The sequence below is a fragment of the Streptomyces sp. DH10 genome (assembly GCF_029813805.1).
Classification (GTDB): domain Bacteria; phylum Actinomycetota; class Actinomycetes; order Streptomycetales; family Streptomycetaceae; genus Streptomyces; species Streptomyces coeruleofuscus.
In genome coordinates, this window is record NZ_JARVKU010000010.1 from 34,615 (window position 1) to 58,342 (window position 23,728).

Sequence of the window (23,728 nt, forward strand, 5' to 3'; positions counted from 1 at the left end):
AGGAGCGGCCGCACTCTTCCCCATGGAGGCGAGTATGACCACCTGCTCTTCATCACCCCGCTCGAACGAACCTGCCATACCCGACGAGCCGAACGGGTCCGCCCAGCCGTCCGCCGAGACAACCGTTGCCACCGGCACGTACCAGGTGGAGCAGACGAGCACGCAGCCCGCCGCCGGTTCGCACGATTCTTCCGACCGGCCGGGCATGCAGCCCGGCGCCCTCGGCTCTCACCCGGACGCGGGTGCGGGCGCGCGGCCCGTTGCCCCGGGCCCGGACGAGGCGGGCATGAGCTTCACCCGGGCCGCCGCGACCGGCTCGGACCACTCGGACCAGGCGGACGCGCGGGTCGCTGCTCCTGGCTCGGGCCAGCCGGGCGAGGAGCGCGCGCGGACCGCCGCCCTTGGCTTCGGCCAGGCGGGCGAGGAGCGTGCGCGGGCCACCACCCCCGGCCTGGACCGGGCGGATCAGGCGTCCGCACGGCCCGCCGCCCCCGGCTCGCGCACGGCGGCCGAGCCGCCTGCCGGCCCCGCCCCGGGCGACGCGGGAGCGTACTCCGCTCCCTCCGGCTCGGAAGCGGCTGCCGAGCGGTCCGCCGCGCCCGGCTCGGACCCGGCTGCCGAGTGGTCCGCCGCCCCGGGCCAGGAGTGGACGGACCCGGCGGAGGCGCGCCCCGCCCCGCCCGCACAGGAATGGCTGGATCCGGCTGAAGCACGGCCGGGCGCCTTCGCCCCGGACCGCAGGGATCAGGCGCCGGGCGAGGCCGCGCACTCTCCCGCGCCCGGCCCTGGCGACCCCGCTCGGCCCGCCGAGCCCGGCCAGGACGAGACGGACCAGCCGCCGGCCGCGCGGCCGTTCGTCATCCGGTCCCTCGACGACAACCCGGTCGAGCTCCGGCCAGGCACCGGGCCGACCGCCGGCCCGCCGTACGGCGACGCGGTGAGCGACCTCGTGCACGCCGCGGTGGCCGACCGGCCGCTGGAGGAGGTCGTCGACCTCATCACCTCGCTGGAGGAGTCGCCCGACCACACGCAGGCCAAGGTCGACGCGCTGCGCACCGCCGGGGTGAGTCGGCCCGTGGAGGACGTCTCCCGGCTGATCGCCATGCTGACGAAGCCCCCGCGCGACGCCGACTGCGCGGACGAGGCCATCAGGGCCGCCGCCGCCCACCGCCCGGTGGAGGAGGTGACCCGGCTGGTGACCCTCCTGCACAAGGAACCGCAGATGCCTCACGTCCGCGAGGAGGCCCTCCGGGCAGCCGCCACCGGCCGGGCCGTCGGGGAGTTGGTCGAGCTGATCGACAGCCTGGGCCTTGAGCGTCTGGACCGCGACGGCCGCCTGCCGGACGGCACTTCCCGTCCGGACGACGAGACCGGGGAGGCCGAGGAGCCCGGCCGGCCGGGCAAGCGCCGTGCGGCACGCCCGGCTCCCGCCCGTGAGATCCCCCGGACGCTCGACGACCCGCCTGCGGACCGCGTCCGTGCGACGGACCGGCTCGCCAGGTCCGTGTCGTGGTCGGGCTGGCTCGCCGCCCTGGCGCTGGCCCTGTGCGCGGTGGCCCACTTCCCGCTGCAACGCGGCGGAGCGTCCCTGCGCCTGCACGCGTTCGCCCTCGGCCTGACGGTGCTGTGCACGGTTCTGGCCCTGCTGCTGGCGCTGCGCCCCGTCGCGGTGGTGCTGGCCGGGGCGGTGGTGGTACCCACGGTCCTGGTCGCGGCCCAGGCGTACGGGAACTCCTCCCCGTCGGCGTCCCTGTCCCGGGCGGTGGACCTCGCGCTCGCCCCGCCGTGGCTCGCCGCCACGGCCGCCGTCCTTGCGGCACTGCTGTCCCTCGTCGCCCTGCTCTTCCGTATGGTGGCGCCTCTCGCGCGCAGACAGTGGGCGCCCGCGCCGGCGCCCGAGGCAGGCCGGATGGCGGAGTGAGGCCTACACGCCCCGTACCGGACCGGATCCCCCCGTAGCGGGTCCGGTCCGGGCGTGGTTCGTCGCACGCCGGTCGAGCAGCCCGGCCAGCACCCGGTCCGGCGTCAGGGGGAGTTCACGGAAGCGGACGCCGGTGGCGTGGTGGACCGCGTTGCCGATCGCCGCGGCCGTCCCGACGATGCCGATCTCCCCGATCCCCTTGCTGCCCATGGGGTTGAGACGGGGATCGTCCTCGTCCAGCCAGTGCGCCTCGATCTCGGCGACGTCGGCGTGCACCGGCACGTGGTACGACGCCAGATCCGACTCCGTGAAGTCACCGAACGCGGCGTCCATCGTGCTGCCCTCGGTCAGCGCCATGCCCAGGCCCATCGTCATGCCGCCGACGAACTGGGAGCGTGCGGTACGGGCGTTGAGGATGCGCCCCGCGGCGTACACCCCGAGCAGCCGGCCGACCCGGACCTCGCCGGTGACCGTGTCCACGGCGACCTCGGCGAAGTGCGCCCCGAAGGCGTGCCGCGCCCAGTCGCTCTCGGCGTCCGCCGTGCCCTGGGTGTCGGCGCGGGCGTCGAGACCCTGCTCGGGCAGCGGCCCCGGGTGCTCGGCCAGCCGCCGCGCCAGCCGGGCACCGGCCTCGTGGACCGCCCAGCCCCAGGAGGCGGTGCCGGACGAGCCGCCGGCCAGCGGCGCCGGCGGGAGTTCGGTGCTGCCGACCTCGATCCGCACCCGCTCCAGCGGCACGCCGAGGGCGTCGGCGCCGATCTGTGCGAGCACCGTCCGGGCGCCCGTACCGATGTCCGTGGCGTTGATCCGCACCAGGAACGTGCCGTCGGGCAGTGCGCGGGCCGACGCCGCGGCGGGCGACACCATGACGGGGTACGTCGCCGCCGCCACGCCCGTGCCCAGCAGCAGGGGCCCGTCCCGGCGGGAGCCCGGCCGGGGATCCCGCCCGGCCCACCCGAAGCGGTGGGCGCCCTCCCGCAGACACTCCACCAGGTGCCTGCTGCTGAACGGCTTGCCGCTGTCGGGTTCGACGTCCGGTTCGTTGCGGACGCGCAGCTCGACCGGGTCCATGCCCAGTTCGTCGGCGAGTTCGTCCATCGCCGACTCCAGCGCGTACATGCCCGGTGCCTCGCCCGGCGCCCGCATCCACGACGGCGACGGCACGTCCAGCGCAGCGACCCGGTGCTCCGTACGACTGTGGGGCGAGGCGTACATCACCCGCGCCGGGACCGCCGCCTGCTCCACGAACTCCTTGATCCGGGAGGTGTGCGTCGTGACCTCGTGCACGAGGGAGATGAGGCGTCCGTCGGCGTCGGCGCCGAGCCGCATCCGGTGCAGGGTGGGCGCACGGTGCCCGACGACGGCGGGCAGATACCGGCGGGGCAGCGCCACCGTGACCGCCCGGCCGGTCTGCCGCGCCGCCATCGCGGCGAGCACCACGTCCGGCCGCGGCGTGCCCTTGGAACCGAAGCCGCCGCCGACGTGCTCGGCGGTGACGACGATCCGCTCCTCGGGAACGCCGAACAGCCCCGCGAGCACGCTCCGCACGGCACCGGCGCCCTGGCTGGAGGTGTGCACGGTGAGCCGGCCGTCGTCCCAGCGGGCGGTGCTGGCGTGCGGCTCCATGGGGTGGTTGTGCAACGGCGGCACGCGGTAGGCGACATCGACCCGGGCGGTCGAAGACCCGAACGCCCCGTCGGGGTCGCCTCGTTCGCGGACGGCCGGGTATTCGGCGTTGGCGTCGTCGGGGACGTACACCCCCGGGTGCGACGCCGTGAGGGTCACATCGTGTTCCTCGGCGGCATAGTCGACACGGACCGCGGCGGCACCGGCCCGCGCCGCCTCCAGTGTCTCGGCCACCACCAGGGCCACGAACCAGCCGCGGTGCGGAACCCGGGGGTCCTGGAGCACGGCGAGCGTGGGATCGTCCGGTTCGGCGAGCCGCGGCGCGTTCTCGTGGGTGAGGACGGCGAGCACACCGGGGACGGCCAGGGCGGCCGCCGTGTCGACGCCGGTCACCCGGCCCCGGGCGACAGCCGCAGGCACGGGCCAGGCCTGGGCCCGGCCGGAGTAGTGGTGCTCGGCGGCGTAGCGGGCGGTGCCGCTGACCTTCTCCCGTCCCTCCCGGCGCTCGGCGGGGGCTCCCACGCTGCCGGTCATGAAGTCCTCCTCGCAGGCGCCGCGTCCGCGAGCCGGGACAGCACGTCCACGGCGATCCCCCGGGCCAGCGGCACCTTGTAGGCGTTGTCGCGCAGCGGCTGCGCGGCGGACAGTTCCAGGTCGACCGCGTGCTCGAACGCGGCGGCCGTCGGAGCCGCGCCCAGCAGGGCCTCCTCCGCCCGCCGGGCCCGCCATGGCCGGTGCGCCAGCGCCCCGAACGCGAGCCCCACGTCGGCGACCACGCCGTCCGACACGCGCAGCACGACCGCGACGGACGCGAGCGCGAAGGCGTACGAGGCCCGGTCGCGGGCCTTGCGGTACGCCGACGGCAGCCCGGCCGTGGCGGCCGGCAGCACCACGCCGGTGACGAGTTCGCCCGGGCGGATCTCGGTGTCCCGCTCCGGCCGGTCCCCGGGCAGCCGGTGGAAGGCGGCCGCCGCGACATTCCGGGCGCCCTCGGGGCCGTACAGCTCCACACGCCCGTCGAGAGCGGCCAGCGCCACCGCCATGTCCGACGGATGGGTGGCGATGCAGTGCTCGGAGTGCCCGAGCACCGCGTGATCGCGGTGGACGCCGTCCCGCGCACCGCAGCCGCTGCCCGGGTCGCGCTTGTTGCACGGCTTCGACAGGTCCTGGAAGTACGGGCACCGGGTGCGCTGGAGCAGATTGCCGCCGGTCGTCGCCGCGTTGCGCAACTGCCCCGAGGCGCCCGCGAGCACCGCCTGCGACAGCGCCGGGTACCGGTCGCGCACCAGCGGATGGGCGGCGAGGTCGCTGTTGCGGACCATCGCCCCGATCCGCAGCGCACCGTCCGGCAGTTCCTCCACCGCGTCCAGCGGCAGCCGGGTCACGTCGACGAGGGCGGCGGGCCGCTCGACGCCGAGCTTCATCAGATCGACCAGGTTGGTGCCGCCGCCGAGATAACGGGCACCGGCGTGGGAGGCGTACGCGGCGGTGGCCTCCTCGACGCTCCCGGCGCGGACGTAGGCGAACTCCTTCACGGGATCACGTCCTCGACTGCCTCGGCGATCCGCGGATACGCGCCGCACCGGCACAGGTTGCCGCTCAACCGCTCCCGGATCTCCGCACGGTCCAGCGGCACCGGCTCGGCCGAGGGCGCCGCCGGATCGGTGACGTGCGAGGGGTGACCGGCCGCCGCCTCGGCGAGCATGCCGGCCGCAGAGCAGATCTGGCCGGGGGTGCAGTAGCCGCACTGGAAGGCGTCGCGCTCAAGGAAGGCCCGTTGCAGCGGGTGCGGTTCCTCCCCGTCGTCGGAGAGCCCCTCGACGGTCGTGACCTCACAGCCGTCCAGGGCGACCGCGAACAGCAGACAGCTGTTGACGCGCCGCCCGTCCACCAGCACCGTGCAGGCGCCGCACTGGCCGTGGTCGCAGCCCTTCTTGGCGCCCGTGAGGTCCAGATCCTCCCGCAGGAGGTCCAGCAGGACCCGCCGGTGGTCGACGGTGAGGGTGTGGGGTTTGCCGTTGACGCGGAGCGTCGTCTCCGAGTGGTACTGGTCGTTGTCCATGCCGTGGAGGACCTTCCCGGACGGGCCGTACTGCCGTACGGACCGCGTATCCACCAGACCACGACTGACACGTGCGCCCCGACAGGACGAGCTCTAGGTGTATTGACCTGGAGCGTTGTTCACGCGGGGTGATGGGTGGGTGGCCGCCGAGTGCGGTGTGGCAGCGGTGGTGGTTGTAGGTGTGCAGGAAGTCTGCCAGGGCGGCGGTGCGTTCGGTGTTGTTGGTGTAGGGCCGCTGGTAGGCCCATTCGTCGAGCAGGGTGCGGTTGAAGCGTTCGACCTTGCCGTTGGTCTGCGGCCGGTAGGCGCGGGTCAGCTTGCCGGCCGCGCCGAGGTCGGCCAGTGCTTGCCGCCAGGCGAAGCTCTTGCGGTAGGGCCAGGCGTTGTCGGTCAGAACTCGCTCGATGCGGCGGATGCCGTGAGCGGCGTAGAAGGCCGCGGCCCTGCGCAGGAAGTCGGCGCAGGTGGCGGCCTTCTCGTCCGGGTGGATCTCGCTGTAGGCGAGGCGGGAGTGGTCATCGACGGCGGAGTGGATGTAGTCGAAGCCCATGCCGCTGCGGGTGGCGCGGCCGGCCTGGCGGCCCAGGGCCTTGTGGCCTCCGCCGTCGGGGATCCGGCCGAGTTTCTTGACGTCCACGTGGACCAGTTCGCCGGGCCGGTGGCGTTCGTAGCGGCGGATGACCTGGCCGGTGGGCCGGTCCAGGTGGGCCAGGCGGTTCAGGCCGTGGCGGGCCAGGATGCGGTGCACGGTCGATGAGGGCAGGCCCAGGATCGGCCCGAGCCGGGCGGGGCCGAGTTTGCGGGCCTGCCGCAGTCGGCACACTCGCGTCTCCACCGCTGCCGGGGTGCGGTGCGGTGTCGTCCGGGGACGGCTGGGACGGTCGTGCAGCCCTGGCTCGCCTTCCGATCGCCAGCGGCGGATCCACTTGTGGGCCGTGACACGTGAGATGCCCATCTCCGCGGCGACATGCGCTACAGGACGACCGGAGCGGACACGCTCGATCAGCAGTCGCCTGCCGTGAACGGTCAGCCGGGCATTACGGTGGGACACGAAGGCCTCCGTGCGGTGAAGATTCGACACCTCCACCACACACGGAGGCCTTCGCCATGATCAAGCCCGGCCAGCGTCAACAACGCTCGTGATCAATACATCTAGGGCTCGTCCTGGGACGGGGCCACGGGACGCTGGGTCCTGCCCTTGAAACGTTCGAACGTCCGTGTGAGCTGTTGCAGCGGAGACGCCACGGGAGTGTCGGAGGACCGCTGCCGCACGGGAGCGGCCTCGGCGGACTCCTGGTAGGCGGCCAGGGCCTCGTGGGCGCGTTCGGCCGCCTCCCGGTACAGGTCACGCGACTTCGTCATGGCCTCGAGCGCCTCGGCGTACATGGCCACCAGCCCGCGCTGACGCTCCAGCTCCTCCTCGACGGTCAGCAGGTGCCAGTCCTCCCGCAGCGCGGTGAGGGCGTCCCCGGCACCGTCGGGCAGCGGTCTCGGCAGCGCGGCGTACCTCCTCACCGCGTCGACGAGGTCGGTGGGTTCCGAGCCGTCGAGGAAGACCGCGCGGACGGAGAAGTCCTCGGCCTCGTAACCGTCCGGCGCGGGGCGGCCGGGCAGCACCGCGGCACCGCCGCGCGGTACCTGGACACCCACGTCGCGCAGGGCCCAGTTGAGGCCGCGGTGCTGCTGGGGCGCGGCGCGGTGCTCCACCACACGGTGCCGCAGGCCCGGCGGGAGCCACCGCGTCACCGGCAACCGGCCTCGCTCGTCCGTGGTCATCGCCTCGTGGACGACGACATGGATGTGCCACCCGCCGCGCACCGCGTTCCTGAACAGGCGCCGCGTCTCCTTGTCGTCGTGGGGAAGCGGATTGATCTTCCGCAGGGACAGCTCCGCGGCGCCGTCCCGGTCCCAGGCGACGTCCGGCTCCTCCGGCCAGAACAGCGCGGCGGGCGACGGCCAGTCGTCGTTCCACGGCTGCTCGGCCTCCGCGACCAGGATCCACTCCTGCCCGCCGTCCGGCCCGGGCGTCACACCGATCCGGGCCCGCACGGTCACCGTCTCGTCGACGCGCCAGCGGGCCTCGAAGACCCGCTCCGCCGGGGCGGCCCCGGCCTCGGTCCCGGCCTCGCTCTCGGTCTCGGTCTCGGGCAACTCCATGAAGTCGTCGATGGCCCGACTTCGCTTGCGCTCCTCCAGTGAGCGCCGGAGCACGTCTTCCGCGGCGCCTTCGGCATGGCGGCCGCGAGCCAGCCACACCGTGGTGGGAGTCATGGGGCGGACGGAGGGGGAGGTCGGCATGGGTCCAACTGTGAACGGGGGCAGGTGCGCATGCCAGTATCGTCGCCGCAGGCCGACGGGCATAACCCGGGGTCACACACGGAGCAGCGCCCGGCGGCACCCGGCGGCGCCAGGGGGCGGTACCGGGTGCGCGGAGGCGCACAGCGCGCACGGGGTGTGAGCGCCGCGCGCACACCGGCGGATCACACTCGTGGCCCCACCGGCTCCAGGTCCCGACAATGGTCCGCACGAGCAGGGCCCGCCCACCATCCGCATCGGGGCGGGTCCTGCTTGTCTGCCGTCAGGCCTTGAGGACTGGTTTGATGCCGTCACCTCGCCACAGGTCATTGTCCCAATTACTCCAGATATGCCGGAATGATCCGTGTGTGCCCGGATACCTGGGTGAAATGGCTCCGACAATGAGACGACATGGAAGGCGCGGCGGCCACACCACGGCCGACCGCGAGGCCGAGACCGCGACCGACCGCGAGGCCGAGACCGCGCGGGGGACGGGCGCCGGACCGGATGAGCGGGTGGAGCAGCGGGCCCCGGACAGTCCGAAGGACCTGCCGAAGCGCTCCTGGGGAGCGGTGCTGAAAGGCACCCTGAGAGAGTTCAAGAAGGACGAGCTGACCGACCGGGCCGCGGCGCTGACCTACTACGGGATCCTGGCGCTCTTCCCAGCCCTTCTGGCGCTGGTCTCGCTGCTCGGGATCGTCGGCCGGTCGGCGACGCAGCAGGTGCTGGACAACATCCAGAAGCTCGCTCCCGGCGCGGCCCGGGACGTCCTCACCAACGCGGTGCAGCAGATGCAGGGCAACGCCGGCCTCGGCTCGATCATGGCGATCGTCGGGCTGGCGCTGGCGGTGTGGTCGGCGTCCGGCTATGTCGCCGCGTTCATCCGGAGCGCGAATGCGGTCTACGACGTCCCGGAGGGCCGTCCGGTGTGGAAGGTGCTGCCGGTCCGGCTCGGTGTGACGGTGGTGCTGATGGTCATCGCCGTGATCAGTGCGTTGATCGTCGTCTTCACCGGCGGCCTGGCCCGCCAGGTCGGCACCGCCCTGGGGGTGGGGGACACGTTCCTGACGGTGTGGTCGATCGCGAAGTGGCCGGTGCTGATCATCCTTGTCACGATCATGATCGCGATCTTGTACTGGGCGACGCCGAACGTGAAGGTCCGTGGCTTCCGCTGGGTCACGCCGGGCAGTTTCCTGGCGCTGCTGATCTGGGTGATCGCCTCCGCCGGGTTCGCGCTGTACGTGGCCAACTTCGGCTCCTACAACAAGACCTACGGCGCTCTGGCCGGTGTGATCATCTTCCTGGTGTGGCTGTGGATCACCAACCTGGCGATCCTGCTGGGCCTTGAGTTCGACGCGGAGATGAACCGTCAGCGTGCTGTCGGGGGCGGTCACCCGGCCGAGGAGGAGCCGTACCTGGAGCCGCGCGACACCCGGAAGTGGGACGAGGACGATCGCCGCCGCTCTGCGTCGTGAGCGACGCAAAGCATCCTGGAACCCGCTGACTTGACCGATCCGGACGCATGCAGGGCGTGATGTATGCCGAGTGCGCGCTCGGATACCCGCCTGTCATGGCACGGAACGTCACGACGCGGAAGCTGGGCCGGTACGACGCGACCGGCCAGGACACCGAGCCCGGGCGCGAGGGGGGTGCGGGGCCGGACGAGCAGGTGCGGCGGCGGGCCCCGGACGAGCCGACGCAGTTGCCCGGGCGCTCCTGGCGGGCGGTGCTGAAGGGCACCGTCAAGGAGTTCAAGGACGATGAACTGGCCGACCGGGCCGCAGCGTTGACCTACTACGGGGTTCTCTCCCTCTTTCCGGCGCTGCTGGTGCTCGTGTCGCTGCTCGGGATCGTCGGGCAGTCGGCGACGCAGCAAGTGCTCGACAACCTTCAGAAACTCACTCCAGGATCGGCCCGCGACGTCATCCGCGATGCCGTGACGCAGTTGCAGGGCAACGCGGGTATCGGCTCGGTGGTGGCGATCGTGGGTCTGGCGGTGGCGGTGTGGTCGGCGTCCGGCTATGTCGCGGCCTTCATCCGTACGGCCAACGCCGTGTACGACACGCCGGAGGGACGGCCGGTGTGGAAGGTGCTGCCCGTGCGTCTGGGAGTAACGGTGGCGCTGCTGGTGCTGGCGGTGGTCAGCGCTCTGATCGTGGTGTTCACCGGTGGTCTGGCTCAGCAGGCGGGTGCGGCTCTGGGGGTCGGGGACACGGCGCTGACCGTGTGGTCCATCGCGAAGTGGCCGGTGCTGGTCGTGCTGGTCACGATCATGGTTGCGCTTCTGTTCTGGGCGACACCGAACGTGAAGGGCCGCGGCTTCAGGTGGGTCACGCCGGGCAGTTTCCTGGCTCTGGTGATCTGGGTGATCGCGTCGGCCGGATTCGCGTTCTACGTGGCGAACTTCTCGTCCTACAACAAGACCTACGGCACCCTCGCCGGTGTGATCGTCTTCCTGGTGTGGCTGTGGATCAGCAACATCGCGATCCTGCTCGGCCTGGAGTTCGACGCGGAGATGGCCCGCCAGCGTGCCGTCGCCGGTGGTCTGCCCGAGGATGAGGAGCCCTATGTCCCGCCCCGCGACACCCGGGCGTGGAGCGAGGAAGACCGGCGCCGCCTCGAATGAGGTATCCGCCGAGGGCGAGTTAGGCGCTGCTCGGAGCGGGAAGTCGCAGGTCATGGGAGTGTTGAGGGATCTTCGTGAGCGTGATCACCGGGTGACGCGGTGGGTGGCGTCGTGGCGGTCGGGCTGCGTTCGGCGGGTCCTGCCGGCGGTGGAGGAGACGGCCGAGCACACCAAGCTGTGGTGGGGTGCCGCCGTGGCCCTGTCGGCCACCGGGTGGCGGGGGCGCAGGGCCGCGACCGTCGGCCTGGCGAGCATGGCCGTGGCGGAACTGGCCTCGAACTGCGTCCTCAAGCGCGTGTGGCATCGGCGTCGGCCGCCGAAGGAGTGGATCTCGCACGAGGACGTCCATGAGCGCCCCGACTCTTCGTCCTTCCCTTCCGGGCACACCGCCGCGGGGGTGGCGTTCAGTGCCGCCGTGGCAGCGGTGTGGCCGTGGATGGGCGCGGTTTGTGCGGTGCCGGCCGTCATGGTGGCCACCGAACGCGTGCACACGGGTGCCCACTACCCCTCCGACGTCGCGGTCGGTGCCACGACCGGCCTGGCCGCGGCGGCCTTGGTCCGTCGTGCCCCCCGCCTGGTACGCCGACTGCTGCGCTGACAGGCACAAGCCACCCGATCGCCGGAGATCCGCTGGATGGCGTACTCGCGTCCGGGTACCCGGGGCCCGTGAGGTGGGCGTATGCCGTTCAACGGAACTGGCCGACGCCTCCATCGCGGGGAGACGCACGATCACCGCCATGCTGGCGTTGATGGGTAAGAAGGAGGTCACCCAGGCCGCTCCACCGGCACCCGAGCAGACATTGACAGCGTCAAGGCCGATGTGGCCGAGATCAAGGAGAGTGCACAGCGATGACCCAGCCGCCCCACGACGAGCCCACCGCCTCGAGCCCCGAGCAGTTGCGGGAGCAGGTCGAGCAGACCCGCGAGGAACTCGGGGAGACCGTCGAGGAACTGGCCGCCAAAACGGATGTCAAGACCCGCGCACAGGAGAAGGCGATTGCTGTGAAGAAGCAGGCGGGCGTGCTGACGGAGCAGGCGGGCGCCAAGGCCGCGGAGGTGACCGGGCAGGTCAAGGTGAAGGCCGCCGAGGCTACGCACCTGGTGCAGGACAAGCTGCCCGACCCGGTCAAGGACAAGGCCGCCGCAGCCGCCGAGCAGGTGAAGGCCAAGGCCGGACAGGCCGGTCAGGTGTGGCAGGACAAGGCACCCGAACCGGTCCGCACCAAGGCTCAGCAGGGTGCCCGGGCCGCCCGCGCCAACCGCACCGTGCTGATAGCGGTCGGCGGCGTGGCGGTGGCCGCGTGGCTGCTGCGCCGCCGAGGCAGGAGGTAGCCGTGAAGGCACCCCGAGTCGCCTGTGAGCCGGTCGGCATGGCGCTCGGCGCGGCTCAGCGGCGTGCTCGCCGACGGGCTGTTCCAGCAGGCGTGGAAGACGTTCGGACATGACGAGGATGCCCCGGACGCCACCGACGAGGAGCGCGGCCGTCGACAGGGCAGGAGCCGGCGGCACCCGCCGCCTGGCCGGAACATGGCCCGGCTGATCCGCCTTCCACCGGCGGCGCCCCGCCCTTCCGGGCGTGGGCGCCGCGGGGAGGCCCGCTCGGGGGCCGGACCGGTGAGCCGAATCGTGGACCGCTTGTCTCCGCTGTTGGCATGGAGGACAACGCGGCGGGTACACGCCGCGCGGAACGGGGGCAGAAGGACGATGCTGTGGGAGCCGCAATCCGGCGACAGGGGCCGTGCCGGGCCCGACGCCGACCCGATGCAGGTCGGCTACGCCCTGGGTGGAGATGACGGATGCATCGCCGAGGCCCGTGACCACGCTGCCGAGTTCCTCGTCCGGCTCCGGGACGAGCACGACCTGGAAGTCTCCTCGCGCGCCATGGACCTGACCCGGCTGGTCGTGAGCGAGCTGGTCACCAACGCCCGGAAGTACGCCCCCGGCCCCGTCCTCGCGGAGCTGCGGATCATCGGCGCCTGGGTCGAAGTCGTCGTGTGGGACAGCGACCCTACCGTGCCTACGGCCCACGGCGCCGACCCCGATCGCGTCGGCCGGCATGGCCTGGAGATCGTCAAGGCCGTCGCCCAGAGCCTCGACATCCAGCGGGAGCCGGTCGGTAAACGCATCACCGCCCGCATCGCCCTGACCGACACGCCCGACGTCGACGCCACCGCTCGCGCTCTGCCGTAGCAGTCGGTCGCGCCCGCGGCGGCGCTGACGCAGTGCCCTACGCTCCTGTCACCAGTGTTGGACGGAGCATGGCTGGATGGCATGACCTCTTAAATGTCGGATGAGCTCGAATCCGACGCTTGAGGCCGTGGTTCCGTCCGCTCTGCCGCTGTCCGCTCTGCCGCTGTCCGCTCCGTCTGGAGGCGTCTCTGTTCCATATCGCCCCGGTCTCCGCAGTGCGGCCCTTGCCCGGGAGCAAGAAGGCCACGGAGACCGTCCCCGCCCCCGGGATCGCCGCGCCCACCAGGCTGGTGTGAGCCACCGCGTCGGCGAAGGGCGAGCTGACGGCGTCCGCCATCTGCCGGGCCCCATCGGCGAGTTGCCCGCCCTGCTCCTTGAACTGCGCAGCCTGCTGCGGGTCGGTCGCCCGCGCCGCCTGCTCGGCGAGCTGCCGTGCCCGGTCACCGATCCCCTGGGCGTCCCCGTACCCCGCGGCGACCGAGTCCCGCGCCTGGCTCAGGCGTCGGCCGGGAGCTTGCTGTCCGCTGTCGCATCCGACAGACCCGACGAGTACGAGGTCGACAGCAGCGAAACGAGTATGGCGATGCCGGGAACGCACCCGTGATCGCGTCCGTGCGGGGCGAGAGCGCCAGACCGATGCCGAGCCCGAGTGCGAGCAGGGGTGCCACGAGATCACCGTACGACGACGACTTGTCGACCTGGGTGAGCAGCGCGAGTGCCGTCGTGCCGCCGACCATGCCCGCGACGATCGTCGCCTTCATGCCGATGCGCGGGGTGAGGTAGCCGGTCAGCGCGGAGCCGGCGAAGACCGCGCCGGCGAGCGGCAGCATGCGGATGCCAGTCTCCGCGAGGAGGAACAGTACGACGGCGATGTCGGCACCCGTGAACGCGCGGTTCGCCAAGCGGCGCGGGTCGAGGAGGGGGTGCGGGTGGTGCAGTTCCCAGAGGACGAACGCCACGAGCCCCACGACCCCGATGACCGTGCCCGTGACCGCCTTGGCGTCCCAGCCGTGCGGGGCCTCGATGAGCGTGAAGACCAGGGCGGCGATCCACACCACCGACAGCAGCCCACCGACGTAGTCGATCCGCGGCGCGTGCGCGGCCTTGGACGGCGGTACCAGCGGATGACGGTGGGCCGGCCAGCTCAGCAGAGGCTGACTGGCGTGTCCCCTCACGGGACAAGTCCTGCTCGCTTCGGATCGATCACGTACGCACCCTTGTCTGCTCCACTGCACATTCATTTGGAAAATGCCAAAGCCTTCACCTGGGCCGAGTACTTTCCGTAGTGTCGTGCTCACGTTCGCGGGAACGGCCGTGCAGGGGAGGGGGATTCGGCGTGCCCGGAATTGACGAGAGTCTGCTGGAAGCCATGCGGCTGCCCGGTGCGCGAGGGGCGGCGGTGGTCGACTGGATCAGTGGTCTCGCCCTGGGCGCGGTGGGTGACGCGCCGGGCGGCGACCTGGAGGCGGCGGCCGCAGAGACCGCCGAACTCGCCCGCCTCGCCACGGAGAGCGGCGCGCTCGCCCCGGCCGGCGGCGACGTGGACACAGCGTCCGGCAAGGAACCACCCGTACAGGACCTGATCATCACGAACACCGACTCGTACCACCTGCTGAGGTTCGTCACCACGACCTTCGACAGCACCGTGTTCCTGCACTTATGGCTCGACCGAGCCGAGGGAAACCTCGCCCTGGCCCGCATCCGGCTGGCCGAGATGGCGGACAGACTGGTGCTCGGATGATCACGCCGACCCGGACCGCACGCACGGACGAACCGGCCTCGGCCCTGCTCGGCACCCTCGCCGCGCAGGGCGCGAGCGGCGCCGTGTCCACCGAGGCGGGGATCGTCTACCTCGCCACGGGACACGTCGTCCATGTCGAATCCGCCCTCACCCCCGACGTCGGCGATCTGCTCACGCACAGCGGCGCGCTCGCCCCGGACGGCTGGTGGGAGGCCATCGACCAGGCCGGCCGCCGCTGCCGCGTCGGCCGTCAGCTGGTGGACAGCGGACACCTCGCCGCCGGCGCGCTCGAACTGTGCCACCTGGGCGCCCTCTTCGACGCGGCGTACTTCGTCCTCGCCCACGACGGACCGGTGCTCCGCTTCCGCCCCGGAGTCTCGCACTGGCTGGGCGCGGTCCGTGCGGTACCGGTGGACAGCGTCCTGCGGGAGTCGAGACGCCGCCGTGAACTGCTGCACCGCATATGGCCCGAACCCACCATCGACCTCGCCCCGCTCGCCCGCGTCCCCGGCACCGGCCCGGCGGATCTGCCGTCCCGCCGCAGCCGCACCCTCGCCCAGGTCGACGGCGTCCGCACCGCCGCCCAGATCGCCACCGCCCTCGCCTGCCGCACCTTCCACACCCTCGTCGAACTCCGCCGCCTGGCCGCCGCCGGGCTGGTCGTCCCCAAAACCCCAGCCGCTGTCCCCGCCTCAGCTCCGGACCCTCCGCCTGCCCCCGCTCCCGCCCCAGTGCCCGCCGAGCCGGGCCCCGCCCCTCGTCCCACGGCACCGGACGAGCCCGACACCGCACTGCTGCGACGGCTCCTGCACGCCTTGGAGGCACTGTGATCCGCGCGCGACGACAGCGTGCCGAAAGGAGACTGCTCATGGCCGTCGAGACCGACGTCCTCGACGAACTGCGTCGGCTGCGCACCCGCATACCCCGGCTGACCGGTTCGCTCGCGGCCACCGTCGACGGACTCGTCCTCGCCCACGACGCCCCGGACACGGAACCGGAGGGACTCGCGGCGCTCACCGCGGCCGCCCTCGGCGTCGCCCACCGCATGACCGACGCCGCAGCGCGCGGCGACTTCCGCGAGCTGCTGGTGCGCGGCTCCGGAGGCTACGTCGCCACCTACGCGGCCGGGGCGACCGCCGTCCTGACCCTCCTCGCCGAGGACCGCGTCAACGTCGGCCGCCTCCACCTGGAGGGCCGGCGCAGCGGCGCCCGGATCGCGGACCTGGTGGCCACCCACGTCGGACCTGGCACCGGCCGCCACGCCGACCGGCCCGTGCCCGCCGAACACCTCGCGGCGGCGCCCCCGGCCACGGCCCGTCCCATCGGCACCCTCCCGGTCCGCCTGCCGCAGCGGCCCACCCACCAGCCGCGCCCGCAGACCGGCATCTGAAGCTTCCGTCCCCTCCCGACCCTCCCGAACCTCCTGACCGAAGAATCCGCGAACGAGGAAACACCGAAGGAAAGGAACCACCCGCATGGCCAACACCGAGACCGCACTGAAGGAATGCCTGAGCTCCATCGACGGAGCGACGGCCGCGGCACTCGTCGACTACACCAGCGGCATGGCGCTCGGCACCCTGGGCGGCACCAAGGACTTCAACCTGGAAGTCGCCGCCGCCGGCAACACCGATGTCGTACGCGCCAAGCTGCGCACCATGGAACTCCTGGGTCTGAAGGAGGAGATCGAGGACATCCTGATCACCCTGAACTCCCAGTACCACCTCATCCGCCTGCTCAGGGGGCGCGGAGGCAGCGGACTGTTCCTCTACCTCGTGCTCGACGCGAGCCGCGCGAACCTGGCGATGGCCCGCCACCAGCTCCGCCGGATCGAGAACGACCTGGAGGTCTGAGCCGGCACCACGGACGGGAGCCCTCCGCCACGGACACGTCGCGGAGGGCCCCGGCACGCCGGACAGCCAGCCTACGAGGATCACTTGACCCCGGGCAGACCGGAGAGCCAGTCGGTCAGGAGCCGGTTGGTCTCCGCGGGGCGTTCCTGCTGGAGGAAGTGGCCGCAGCCGTCGAGGATGTGAGAAGCCGTCAGTCCGGGCAGGGTGGCCGGATACGCCTCGATCGCGTCGGCGAGCCAGGTCGTGGACGCGTCCAGGGCGCCGCCGATGAACAGCGACGGCTGTGTGACGGGGGCGCCGGCGAAGTCCGCCAGGTCCTGCCAGTCCCGGTCCATGTTCCGGTAGCGGTTCAGGGCGCCGGTCATCCCGGTGCGTTCGAACTCCCCGGCGAAGACGTCCAGGTCGGCCTCGCTCAGCCAGCCCGGCAGGCGACCGACGGGGAACCGGTCGCGCAGCGTCCCTCCGCGGGCGACGAAGTGCGGACCGGCTTCGGGCATCGTGTCGGCGGACAGGGCGGCGTAGAAACCCGCGAGCCAGCCGCGCACGTCGGGCTCGATCTCCGCTTCGGCCCGGCCGGGCCGCTGGAAGTAGGAGACGTAGAACTCCTCCTCGCCGCCCATCCGCGCGAAGACCTCACTGGGCCTGGGGCCGCCGGGCGGCGTGTAGGGCACGCTCAGCAGCCCCACCGCGCGGAACACCTCGGGCCGGACCAGCGCGGACGTCGCGGCGATCGTCGCGCCCCAGTCGTGCCCGACGACCACCGCGGACCGCTCGCCCAGCGCCTCCACCACGGCGACGTTGTCCTCCACCAGCTCGACCATCCGGTACGCGTCCACCGCCGCCGGCCGGGACGAGCGCCCGTAGCCGCGGACATCGACGGCCACCGCGCGATAGCCCGCTGCTGCCAGGGCAGGCAGCTGATGACGCCATGCGTACCAGGTCTCGGGGAACCCGTGGAGCAGCAGGACCAGCGGCCCGTCACCCTGCTCGACGAGGTGGACGCGGCCGGCCGGTGAAGGGACGAGGCGGTGCGTGCGGTCGCCGGCGGACGTCTGCGACATGGATCCTCCTGCGGTCCGGAGAAAGGTGCTCGGTCCACCGATCATCCGGCGTCCGCCGCGCCGCACGCGAAGCCCGTTGCCGGTTCGGCAAAAGGCTCAGCCGTGGTACGTGATGTACCCGTTGCCGTCCTTGTCGGAGCCGCTCTTGGTGTACGAGTGCACGTCGGCACGGCTGCCGGACGGCTTGTACACGTAGATCGTGTCCTTGTCGTTGTTCCACATGAAGTTGCAGTTGTCGCGGTAGACGACGTTGCCGGCGTCGGAGTCGGTCCCGTTGCCGCCGCGCAGCTTCACGTAGTCACCCGGCTGAAGGGTGTGGCTCGCGGTGAAGGTGAACTTGTTCCCCGCGGCGTCCTTGACCACGTAGCCCTTGAGGTTCACGGTCGTCGACCGCGAGTAGTTCTTGATCGTCAGGTACTCCTCGTCGGTGTTCCCCGTCGAGCAGCGGTTGGAGTCGCTCCCGGGAGCGTCGTACTGGATCCCGCGGATCTTCAGCGCGGAGTTGTACTCGGCGGCATGGGCCGGAACCGCCGTCAGGGCGGCCAGGGCTCCGGCAGCGGCGGCCGTGGTGGCGACAAGGCGTATACGCATGGACGTTCGTCCCCCCTTGCGTGACCTTCTGATGAAGGCCATGTGATGGTTTGGTGAAGCATCCGGATTGTACACGGTTCAAGCACGCATAAGGGCGGGTCCGGTGACATCGCCACCGGACCCGCCCGCAGGGTGTATTGGACGTCAGGCGCCGCTCGCCCGCAGCATGTCCTCACGCTCGACGATCTTCACGCGCTCGCGGCCCTCGGGCTCGCCCAGCGCCTTCTCCGCGGCGTCCAGCTTGTACCAGCCGTCCCAGGTCGTGAAGCGGACGTTCCGCTCGGCGAGGAACGCGTCCAGGGCCTCGGGGGCGGGAGTGGCGGGCGTGTGCAGCCGGCCGTTCGCGTAGTCGTCCAGCAGGTTGGCCACCGTCTCGTTCGCGTCGCCCTTGGTGTGGCCGATGAGGCCCACGGGGCCGCGCCGGATCCAGCCGGTGACGTACGTGGACTGGAGGGGTTCGCCGGTCTCCTGCATGACCCGTCCGCCCTCGTCGGGGACGGTGCCGGAGTCGATGTCCCAGGGCAGCTTGGGGAGTTTGTCGGACAGGTAGCCCACCGCACGGTAGACCGCGCCGACGTCCCAGGTCTTGAACGTGCTGGTGCCCTTGACGTTGCCCGTGCCGTCGAGTTCCGTGCGCTCGGTGCGCAGTCCGACGACCTTGCCGTCCTCGCCGAGGATCTCGACCGGCGACTCGAAGAAGTGCAGGAAGAGCTTGTGGGGCCGGTCGCCGGTGTCGCGGATCGCCCAGTTCTCCAGGGTCTTGGCGACCATGTCGGCCTGCTTGTTGCCGCGCCGGGTCGCGATCGAGCCCTCGTCGTAGTCGATGTCCTCGGGGTCGACGATGACCTCGATGTTGGGGGAGTGGTCCAGCTCCCGCAGCTCCATCGGGCTGAACTTCGCCTGGGCCGGGCCGCGGCGGCCGAACACGTGGATCTCCTTGGCCCGGTTGGCCTTCAGACCCTCGTAGACGTTCGCCGGGATCTCCGTCGGGAGCAACTCGTCCGCGGTCTTGGCCAGGACGCGCGCGACGTCGAGCGCGACGTTGCCGACGCCGAGCACGGCGACCTTCTCCGCCTCCAGCGGCCAGGTGCGCGGCACGTCCGGGTGGCCGTCGTACCAGGAGACGAAGTCCGCGGCGCCGTACGAGCCGTCGAGGTCGATGCCCGGGATGGACATCGATCGGTCGGCCATGGCGCCGGTGGCGAAGATCACGCCGTCGTAGAACGCGCGCAGGTCGTCCAGGCTGATGTCGGTGCCGTAGTCCACGTTGCCGAAGAGCCGGATCTGGGGCTTGTCGAGGACCTGGTGCAGGGCCGTGATGATGCCCTTGATCCGCGGGTGGTCGGGCGCCACGCCGTAACGGATCAGTCCGAACGGCGCCGGCATGCGCTCGAAGATGTCGATGGACACGCCGGGTTCGGCGGCCACCTCGGACTTGAGCAGGGCGTCGGCGGCGTAGATCCCGGCGGGGCCGGATCCGACGATGGCTACCCGCAGGGGGCGGGGCATGGTCAGGTTCCCTTCGAGCGGCGACAAGCGATCTCGCCGTGAAGCCTAAACTGAGGCATGCCTAAGTTGGTACGCGGGTCCGGTCTATGAGCTCATAAGGCTACTTTATGGGTACTCCCCGGTGGCCCTTATGGCAGGGGCTGCTCCGCCCAGATCACCTTCCCGGCGGGCAGATAGCGCGTCCCCCATCGCTCGGCGAGCTGTGCGACCAGGAACAGCCCCCGTCCGCCCTCGTCCGTCATCGTCGCGTACCGCAGGTGCGGCGATGTGCTGCTGCTGTCGAACACCTCGCAGATCAGGTTGCGGTCGCGCAGCACCCGGACGTGGATGGGGCCGTCGCCGTACCGGAGCGCGTTGGTGACCAGCTCGCTCAGGATCAGCTCGGTGGTGAACGACAGCTCGTCCAGTCCCCACTCGGCCAGCTGCCGGGTGACCGCCGCCCGCACCTCGCCCACGGCCGCCGGGTCGGCCGGCACCGGCCACTCGGCGACATGGTCGGCGGTGAGTGCCCGGGTGCGCGCGACGAGCAGGGCGATGTCGTCGCTGGAGCGGGCCGTGAGCCGCGCGTCGAGGACGGTCCGGCAGGTGTCCTCGGGGGACTGGCCGGCCCGGCTCAATGCCTCCCGCAGCATGTCGAAACCGACGTCGATGTCCCGCTCCCGGTCCTCGACCAGCCCGTCGGTGTAAAGGACGAGCCGGCTGCCCTCCGCCAGCTGAAGCTCCGCCGTCTCGAACGGCAGACCGCCGAGCCCGAGCGGGGGACCGGCGGGTACGTCGGGGAACTCGACACTGCCGTCGGGATGGATCAGCGCCGGCGGGGGATGCCCGGCACGGGCGAGGGTGCAGCGCCGGGTGACCGGGTCGTACACGGCGTACAGACAGGTCGCGCCGGTGACCGGGGCGCTGCCGTCCTCCTCCGTCTCGTCCTGGTCGATGCGGCCGACCAGCTCGTCGAGCAGGGCGATGAGTTCGTCGGGCGGGAGGTCGAGCGCGGAGAAGTTGTGCACGGCGGTGCGCAGCCGCCCCATGGTGGCCGCGGCGTGCAGCCCGTGCCCGACGACGTCTCCGACCACGAGCGCGACCCGGGCCCCCGACAGCGGCAGCACGTCGAACCAGTCGCCGCCCACCCCGGCCTGCGCGGGCAGATAACGGTAGGCGATCTCCAGGGCGTCCTGCTCGGGCAGGTTCCGGGGGAGCAGGCTGCGCTGGAGCGTCACCGCCATGCTGTGCTCGCGGGTGTAGCGGCGCGCGTTGTCGATGGAGACGGCGGCCCGGGCGACCAGCTCCTCCGCCAGGGCCAGCTCGTCCGTGTCGAAGGGCTCCGGCTTCTCGCAGCGCCAGAAGCTGACCACGCCCAGCACCAGGGAGCCCGCCCGCAGCGGCACGGTGATCAGGGAGTGGATGCCGTACTCCACGATCTGGGCGGAGCGCTCGGAATCCTGTGCCTGCCAGCCGGCGGCCTTGCCCAGCCGGGCTTCCAGAACGGGCCGGCCGGTGCCGAGACTGCGGCCCTGCGGAGAGGACTCGACGAACCTGATCCGCTCGCCGACGGGGTAGAGGGGAGCGTCCTTGCGGATCCCGCTGAGCGCCGTACGGCTGAGCGCGGCCGCCGCGTCGGGCTGCCCGCCGCCCAGCACGGCGTCGAACAGGTCCACGGTGGCGAAGTCGGCGAACCGGGGCACCGCCAGCTCGGTCAGCTCCTCGGCCGTACGCGTCACGTCCAGGCTCGTCCCGATGCCCACCCCGGCGTCGTACAGCATGTTGAGCCGTTCCCGCGCGGTCTCGGCCCGGCCGGAGAGGGCACGCAGCTCGGTGGAGTCGCGGAGCGTGGCGACACTGCCGGGCGGGACGCCCGCACGGTCCGTGGTGCGCTGGTTCACGGCGAGGAGCCGGTCCCCGACGCGGTGCACCTCGTCCGTGGCGACGCGCCCGGAGGCCAGCAGCTCGGCGGTGCCCGGGTCGAGACCCAGGCTGAGCACGTGCCGGCCCTCGGCGTCGGCGGGCAGTCCGAGCAGACGGTGCGCCTCGTCGTTGGCGAGCAGCAGGGTGCCCCCGTCGTCGACGATGAGCACGCCCTCGCGCACGGCGTGCAGCACGGCGTCGTGGTGTTCGTACATCCGGGTCATCTCGTGCGGCCCGAGCCCGTGGGTCTGGCGCATCAGCCGCCTGCTCACCAGCGCGGCGCCCGCCGTCGCCAGGATGAGCGCCACCGCCGCGGCGGACAGTACGAGCGGCAGCTGACGGTCGGCGGTGCCACCGACGTTGGCGGTGGTGATCCCGGCCGACACCAGGCCGACGACCTCGCCGTCCGGAGCCTTCACCGGGACCACGGCCTGCACGAGGGGGCCGATCGTGCCGGTGATCTGCTCGGTCACCGGCCTGCCGGCCAGCGCGGGCTCGAGCGTCCCGACGAACTTCTTCCCGATGCGGTCCGGCTTGGGGTGGGTGTAGCGGATCCCGTCGGTGTTCATGACGACGATGAAGTCGACCTTCGACTGCTCACGGGCGGCCTCGGCACGCGGCTGGAGCACCGCCGTGGGGTCGGGACTCTCCAGCGCCTCGATCATGCCGGGCGCGTTGGCGAAGGTCTCCGCGACGGCGAGCGAACGGTTGCGGGCCTCCTGGGTCGTGTCGTGCCGCACTTGAAGCACCAGCGCCACAACAGCCGCCACCACCAGCAGCAGCACGATCACCACGACGAGCAGGAACACCTGCCGGGCGACACTGCGTCCGCCCAGCACCGACCGCAGTCCCGCCACCGGATGCCACCGTGACGGGCCCGCCTCCCGCCGCTGCCGTTCGGACGGCGCAGCGCCGGGCCGCAGGGGCGATCGAGTCCCGGATCGACCCAAGAGTCGGACCATGTGCCATGTCTACACTGCCCGGCCGCGCGAGGCGAGGGGCATCACCCATGGTGACAGGGGGTCCTCACCGTATCGTCACGTCTCCCGGCGCCCGGGACACCCGCGTACGGTGTCCGCCCCCGACCGGGCACGGACGGCGGACCCTCCGGGAGGTCCCGCGGCCTCAGGTGGCCAGCGAACGGGCGAGTTCGGTCGTGGCCCGGGCGATCTCCGTGTCCTCGTCCGCCATCAGCCGGCCGAGCTCACCGCGCCGGGCCCGCACCGCCTGGCGCGCCGCACGCTCCCACACCACCGGGTTCTCCCGGCGGTTCATCAGCTTCGGATAGACGGCCGCGGTGCTCTCCCACTGCCGGGCTTCGGCGATGCTCTTGAGCAGCCGGATGATCTGAGCGCGGCAGGTCACCTGCGGCAGCTTGGCCAGCTCCCACAGGAAGGGAACCGTGGCGGCCGTCGCCTGCTCCACGACGAAGCCGAACTGGCAGATCCGCTTCCGCAGGTCGGCGAGCGCGGAGCGGGCGGTGTCGGCGTCACCCCAGGCGATGCCGTTGAGCAGGAGGGGAATGGCGGCCGCCGAACCGGTGGAGTCCTGGATCTCGCTCCAGGGCACGCGGTCCAGGGCCGTGAGCGGCGTGTTCCCGGCCACCCCGGAGGGGGCGTCGGGGCGCTGTGGGCGCTCGCTGCTCGGGGGGTCCGTCGAAGCGCTGCGCATGGCGTGAGGCCTTTCCGCGGCAGTCGTGTCAGATGGGTGGACAGGTCGACAACCTGGCCCAGACCGTCTTGCCCGCCGGAGGGAAGGGGGTCCAGCCCCATTCCTCGGACAGGGCGGCGACGAGGCACAGGCCCCTGCCGTGCTCCTCCAAGGCGGAGCCGGCGGGCGCGTACACGGGCGGGTGGTCGTCGGGGTCGGAGACGGTGACCAGCAGATGGGTGGGGTCCAAAAGGAATCCGAGCCGGATCTCCGGCACACCCGGCACGCCCGCCGCCGGTGCCGCGTGGGTCGCGGCGTTGGCGGCGAGCTCGGTGACGACGAGCGTCGTGTCGTCGTAGCGGTGGCCGAGCGACCAGACGTGCAGCGTGTCGCGGGTGAAGGACCGGACACGCGCGAACCCCTCCCTGCTGCACTCGACGCGCAGGGCGGCCGAGGCGGTCAGGGCACCGGAGGGCCGCGGCACCGTCTCCGGCATCGGGGGCGGGGTCCCGAACGGCGTCGTCTCGTACGACGTCACCGAGGGCGGGCCGGGCGGGAATCCGGTGCTCGTGCCGGGCGCGCCTGCGTGCGCCGCAGCCTCACTAGGCGGCCGGAGCACGTGCTGCGCAGCTGATGACACGGCATCTCCCCGATGCGAGGTCAGGTCACGGCGCCAGCACGGGGGTTGACGCCGCAGCTATTAT

General features: G+C 72.1%; 20 protein-coding genes and 2 pseudogenes. 10 read left to right on the forward strand and 12 right to left on the reverse strand.

Annotated features, from left to right (window positions below):
* Positions 1-34 precede the first annotated feature (34 nt).
* A complete protein-coding gene (locus QC385_RS21315) occupies positions 35-1,921 on the forward strand; it encodes a hypothetical protein (protein ID WP_279542898.1) in 1,887 nt (628 codons plus the stop codon).
* 3 nt (positions 1,922-1,924) lie between these two features.
* Here the strand turns inward: QC385_RS21315 and QC385_RS21320 are convergent, their stop codons facing one another.
* The 5 genes and pseudogenes from QC385_RS21320 to QC385_RS21340 form a co-directional block, all read right to left on the reverse strand.
* Complete coding sequence (locus tag QC385_RS21320; RefSeq protein WP_279542899.1) at positions 1,925-4,081, reverse strand: xanthine dehydrogenase family protein molybdopterin-binding subunit; 2,157 nt, start codon at positions 4,079-4,081, stop codon at positions 1,925-1,927.
* The gene (locus tag QC385_RS21325) at positions 4,078-5,082 is read right to left on the reverse strand and encodes an FAD binding domain-containing protein (RefSeq protein WP_279542900.1); all 1,005 of its coding nucleotides are present in this window, start codon (positions 5,080-5,082) and stop codon (positions 4,078-4,080) included. The genes QC385_RS21320 and QC385_RS21325 overlap by 4 nt, the downstream gene beginning before the upstream one ends.
* Positions 5,079-5,609, reverse strand: a complete 531-nt coding sequence (locus tag QC385_RS21330; RefSeq protein ID WP_279542901.1) for a (2Fe-2S)-binding protein — start codon at positions 5,607-5,609, stop codon at positions 5,079-5,081. The genes QC385_RS21325 and QC385_RS21330 overlap by 4 nt, the downstream gene beginning before the upstream one ends.
* 93 nt (positions 5,610-5,702) lie before the next feature.
* Positions 5,703-6,660 (reverse strand): annotated as a pseudogene (locus QC385_RS21335) (IS481 family transposase).
* A 101-nt stretch (positions 6,661-6,761) separates the two neighbouring features.
* Positions 6,762-7,907: a hypothetical protein gene (locus tag QC385_RS21340; protein ID WP_279542902.1), complete on the reverse strand. Its 1,146-nt coding sequence runs from the start codon at positions 7,905-7,907 to the stop codon at positions 6,762-6,764.
* 386 nt (positions 7,908-8,293) lie between these two features.
* Between QC385_RS21340 and QC385_RS21345 the strand changes: the two genes are divergently transcribed.
* The 5 genes from QC385_RS21345 to QC385_RS21370 all read left to right on the forward strand — a co-directional run bounded on the left by QC385_RS21345 (position 8,294) and on the right by QC385_RS21370 (position 12,720).
* Positions 8,294-9,379: a YihY/virulence factor BrkB family protein gene (locus tag QC385_RS21345; RefSeq protein WP_279542903.1), complete on the forward strand. Its 1,086-nt coding sequence runs from the start codon at positions 8,294-8,296 to the stop codon at positions 9,377-9,379.
* Positions 9,380-9,474: 95 nt separating this feature from the next.
* Positions 9,475-10,530 (forward strand): YihY/virulence factor BrkB family protein, encoded by a 1,056-nt coding sequence (locus tag QC385_RS21350; RefSeq protein ID WP_279542904.1) that lies wholly within the window; start codon positions 9,475-9,477, stop codon positions 10,528-10,530.
* A 103-nt stretch (positions 10,531-10,633) separates the two neighbouring features.
* Entirely contained in the window at positions 10,634-11,128 is a 495-nt protein-coding gene (locus tag QC385_RS21355) for a phosphatase PAP2 family protein (protein ID WP_279542905.1), read from the forward strand.
* Between the two features lie 251 nt (positions 11,129-11,379).
* The gene (locus tag QC385_RS21360) at positions 11,380-11,862 is read left to right on the forward strand and encodes a DUF3618 domain-containing protein (protein ID WP_279542906.1); all 483 of its coding nucleotides are present in this window, start codon (positions 11,380-11,382) and stop codon (positions 11,860-11,862) included.
* 372 nt (positions 11,863-12,234) lie between these two features.
* A complete protein-coding gene (locus tag QC385_RS21370) occupies positions 12,235-12,720 on the forward strand; it encodes an ATP-binding protein (protein ID WP_443032954.1) in 486 nt (161 codons plus the stop codon).
* A 37-nt stretch (positions 12,721-12,757) separates the two neighbouring features.
* Here QC385_RS21370 and QC385_RS21375 read toward each other — a convergent pair.
* Positions 12,758-13,841: pseudogene (locus QC385_RS21375) on the reverse strand (hypothetical protein); the annotation flags it as partial.
* A gap of 215 nt (positions 13,842-14,056) precedes the next feature.
* Between QC385_RS21375 and QC385_RS21380 the strand changes: the two are divergent.
* The 4 genes from QC385_RS21380 to QC385_RS21395 all read left to right on the forward strand — a co-directional run bounded on the left by QC385_RS21380 (position 14,057) and on the right by QC385_RS21395 (position 16,311).
* Positions 14,057-14,461, forward strand: a complete 405-nt coding sequence (locus QC385_RS21380) for a hypothetical protein (RefSeq protein ID WP_279542907.1) — start codon at positions 14,057-14,059, stop codon at positions 14,459-14,461.
* Entirely contained in the window at positions 14,458-15,291 is an 834-nt protein-coding gene (locus QC385_RS21385) for a hypothetical protein (RefSeq protein ID WP_279542908.1), read from the forward strand. The genes QC385_RS21380 and QC385_RS21385 overlap by 4 nt, the downstream gene beginning before the upstream one ends.
* A gap of 38 nt (positions 15,292-15,329) precedes the next feature.
* On the forward strand, positions 15,330-15,851 hold the full coding sequence (locus QC385_RS21390; RefSeq protein ID WP_279542909.1) for a roadblock/LC7 domain-containing protein: 522 nt from the start codon (positions 15,330-15,332) through the stop codon (positions 15,849-15,851).
* 85 nt (positions 15,852-15,936) lie between these two features.
* Entirely contained in the window at positions 15,937-16,311 is a 375-nt protein-coding gene (locus QC385_RS21395) for a hypothetical protein (RefSeq protein WP_279542911.1), read from the forward strand.
* 80 nt (positions 16,312-16,391) lie between these two features.
* Here the strand turns inward: QC385_RS21395 and QC385_RS21400 are convergent, their stop codons facing one another.
* The 6 genes from QC385_RS21400 to QC385_RS21425 form a co-directional block, all read right to left on the reverse strand.
* Positions 16,392-17,372, reverse strand: coding sequence for an alpha/beta fold hydrolase (locus QC385_RS21400; protein ID WP_279542912.1), 981 nt, complete (start codon positions 17,370-17,372; stop codon positions 16,392-16,394).
* Positions 17,373-17,468: 96 nt separating this feature from the next.
* Entirely contained in the window at positions 17,469-17,963 is a 495-nt protein-coding gene (locus tag QC385_RS21405; protein ID WP_279542913.1) for a lamin tail domain-containing protein, read from the reverse strand.
* Positions 17,964-18,107: 144 nt separating this feature from the next.
* Entirely contained in the window at positions 18,108-19,472 is a 1,365-nt protein-coding gene (locus QC385_RS21410) for an FAD-dependent oxidoreductase (RefSeq protein ID WP_279542914.1), read from the reverse strand.
* A gap of 128 nt (positions 19,473-19,600) precedes the next feature.
* A complete protein-coding gene (locus QC385_RS21415; RefSeq protein ID WP_279542915.1) occupies positions 19,601-22,336 on the reverse strand; it encodes a SpoIIE family protein phosphatase/ATP-binding protein in 2,736 nt (911 codons plus the stop codon).
* 163 nt (positions 22,337-22,499) lie between these two features.
* Positions 22,500-23,045 (reverse strand): hypothetical protein, encoded by a 546-nt coding sequence (locus QC385_RS21420; protein ID WP_279542916.1) that lies wholly within the window; start codon positions 23,043-23,045, stop codon positions 22,500-22,502.
* A gap of 28 nt (positions 23,046-23,073) precedes the next feature.
* Positions 23,074-23,562, reverse strand: coding sequence for an ATP-binding protein (locus QC385_RS21425; protein ID WP_443032964.1), 489 nt, complete (start codon positions 23,560-23,562; stop codon positions 23,074-23,076).
* Between the last annotated feature and the right edge of the window lie 166 nt (positions 23,563-23,728).

Bases quoted from the DNA above. Each gene is read 5' to 3' on its own strand.
- QC385_RS21420 (WP_279542916.1), bottom strand. From the start codon at position 23,045: ATGCGCAGCGCTTCGACGGACCCCCCGAGCAGCGAGCGCCCACAGCGC.
- QC385_RS21415 (WP_279542915.1), bottom strand. From the start codon at position 22,336: ATGGTCCGACTCTTGGGTCGATCCGGGACTCGATCGCCCCTGCGGCCC.
- QC385_RS21315 (WP_279542898.1), top strand. From the start codon at position 35: ATGACCACCTGCTCTTCATCACCCCGCTCGAACGAACCTGCCATACCC.
- QC385_RS21370 (WP_443032954.1), top strand. From the start codon at position 12,235: ATGCTGTGGGAGCCGCAATCCGGCGACAGGGGCCGTGCCGGGCCCGAC.
- QC385_RS21410 (WP_279542914.1), bottom strand. From the start codon at position 19,472: ATGCCCCGCCCCCTGCGGGTAGCCATCGTCGGATCCGGCCCCGCCGGG.
- QC385_RS21350 (WP_279542904.1), top strand. From the start codon at position 9,475: ATGGCACGGAACGTCACGACGCGGAAGCTGGGCCGGTACGACGCGACC.
- QC385_RS21320 (WP_279542899.1), bottom strand. From the start codon at position 4,081: ATGACCGGCAGCGTGGGAGCCCCCGCCGAGCGCCGGGAGGGACGGGAG.
- QC385_RS21390 (WP_279542909.1), top strand. From the start codon at position 15,330: ATGGCCGTCGAGACCGACGTCCTCGACGAACTGCGTCGGCTGCGCACC.
- QC385_RS21400 (WP_279542912.1), bottom strand. From the start codon at position 17,372: ATGTCGCAGACGTCCGCCGGCGACCGCACGCACCGCCTCGTCCCTTCA.
- QC385_RS21385 (WP_279542908.1), top strand. From the start codon at position 14,458: ATGATCACGCCGACCCGGACCGCACGCACGGACGAACCGGCCTCGGCC.
- QC385_RS21405 (WP_279542913.1), bottom strand. From the start codon at position 17,963: ATGCGTATACGCCTTGTCGCCACCACGGCCGCCGCTGCCGGAGCCCTG.
- QC385_RS21395 (WP_279542911.1), top strand. From the start codon at position 15,937: ATGGCCAACACCGAGACCGCACTGAAGGAATGCCTGAGCTCCATCGAC.
- QC385_RS21345 (WP_279542903.1), top strand. From the start codon at position 8,294: ATGGCTCCGACAATGAGACGACATGGAAGGCGCGGCGGCCACACCACG.
- QC385_RS21360 (WP_279542906.1), top strand. From the start codon at position 11,380: ATGACCCAGCCGCCCCACGACGAGCCCACCGCCTCGAGCCCCGAGCAG.
- QC385_RS21340 (WP_279542902.1), bottom strand. From the start codon at position 7,907: ATGCCGACCTCCCCCTCCGTCCGCCCCATGACTCCCACCACGGTGTGG.
- QC385_RS21330 (WP_279542901.1), bottom strand. From the start codon at position 5,609: ATGGACAACGACCAGTACCACTCGGAGACGACGCTCCGCGTCAACGGC.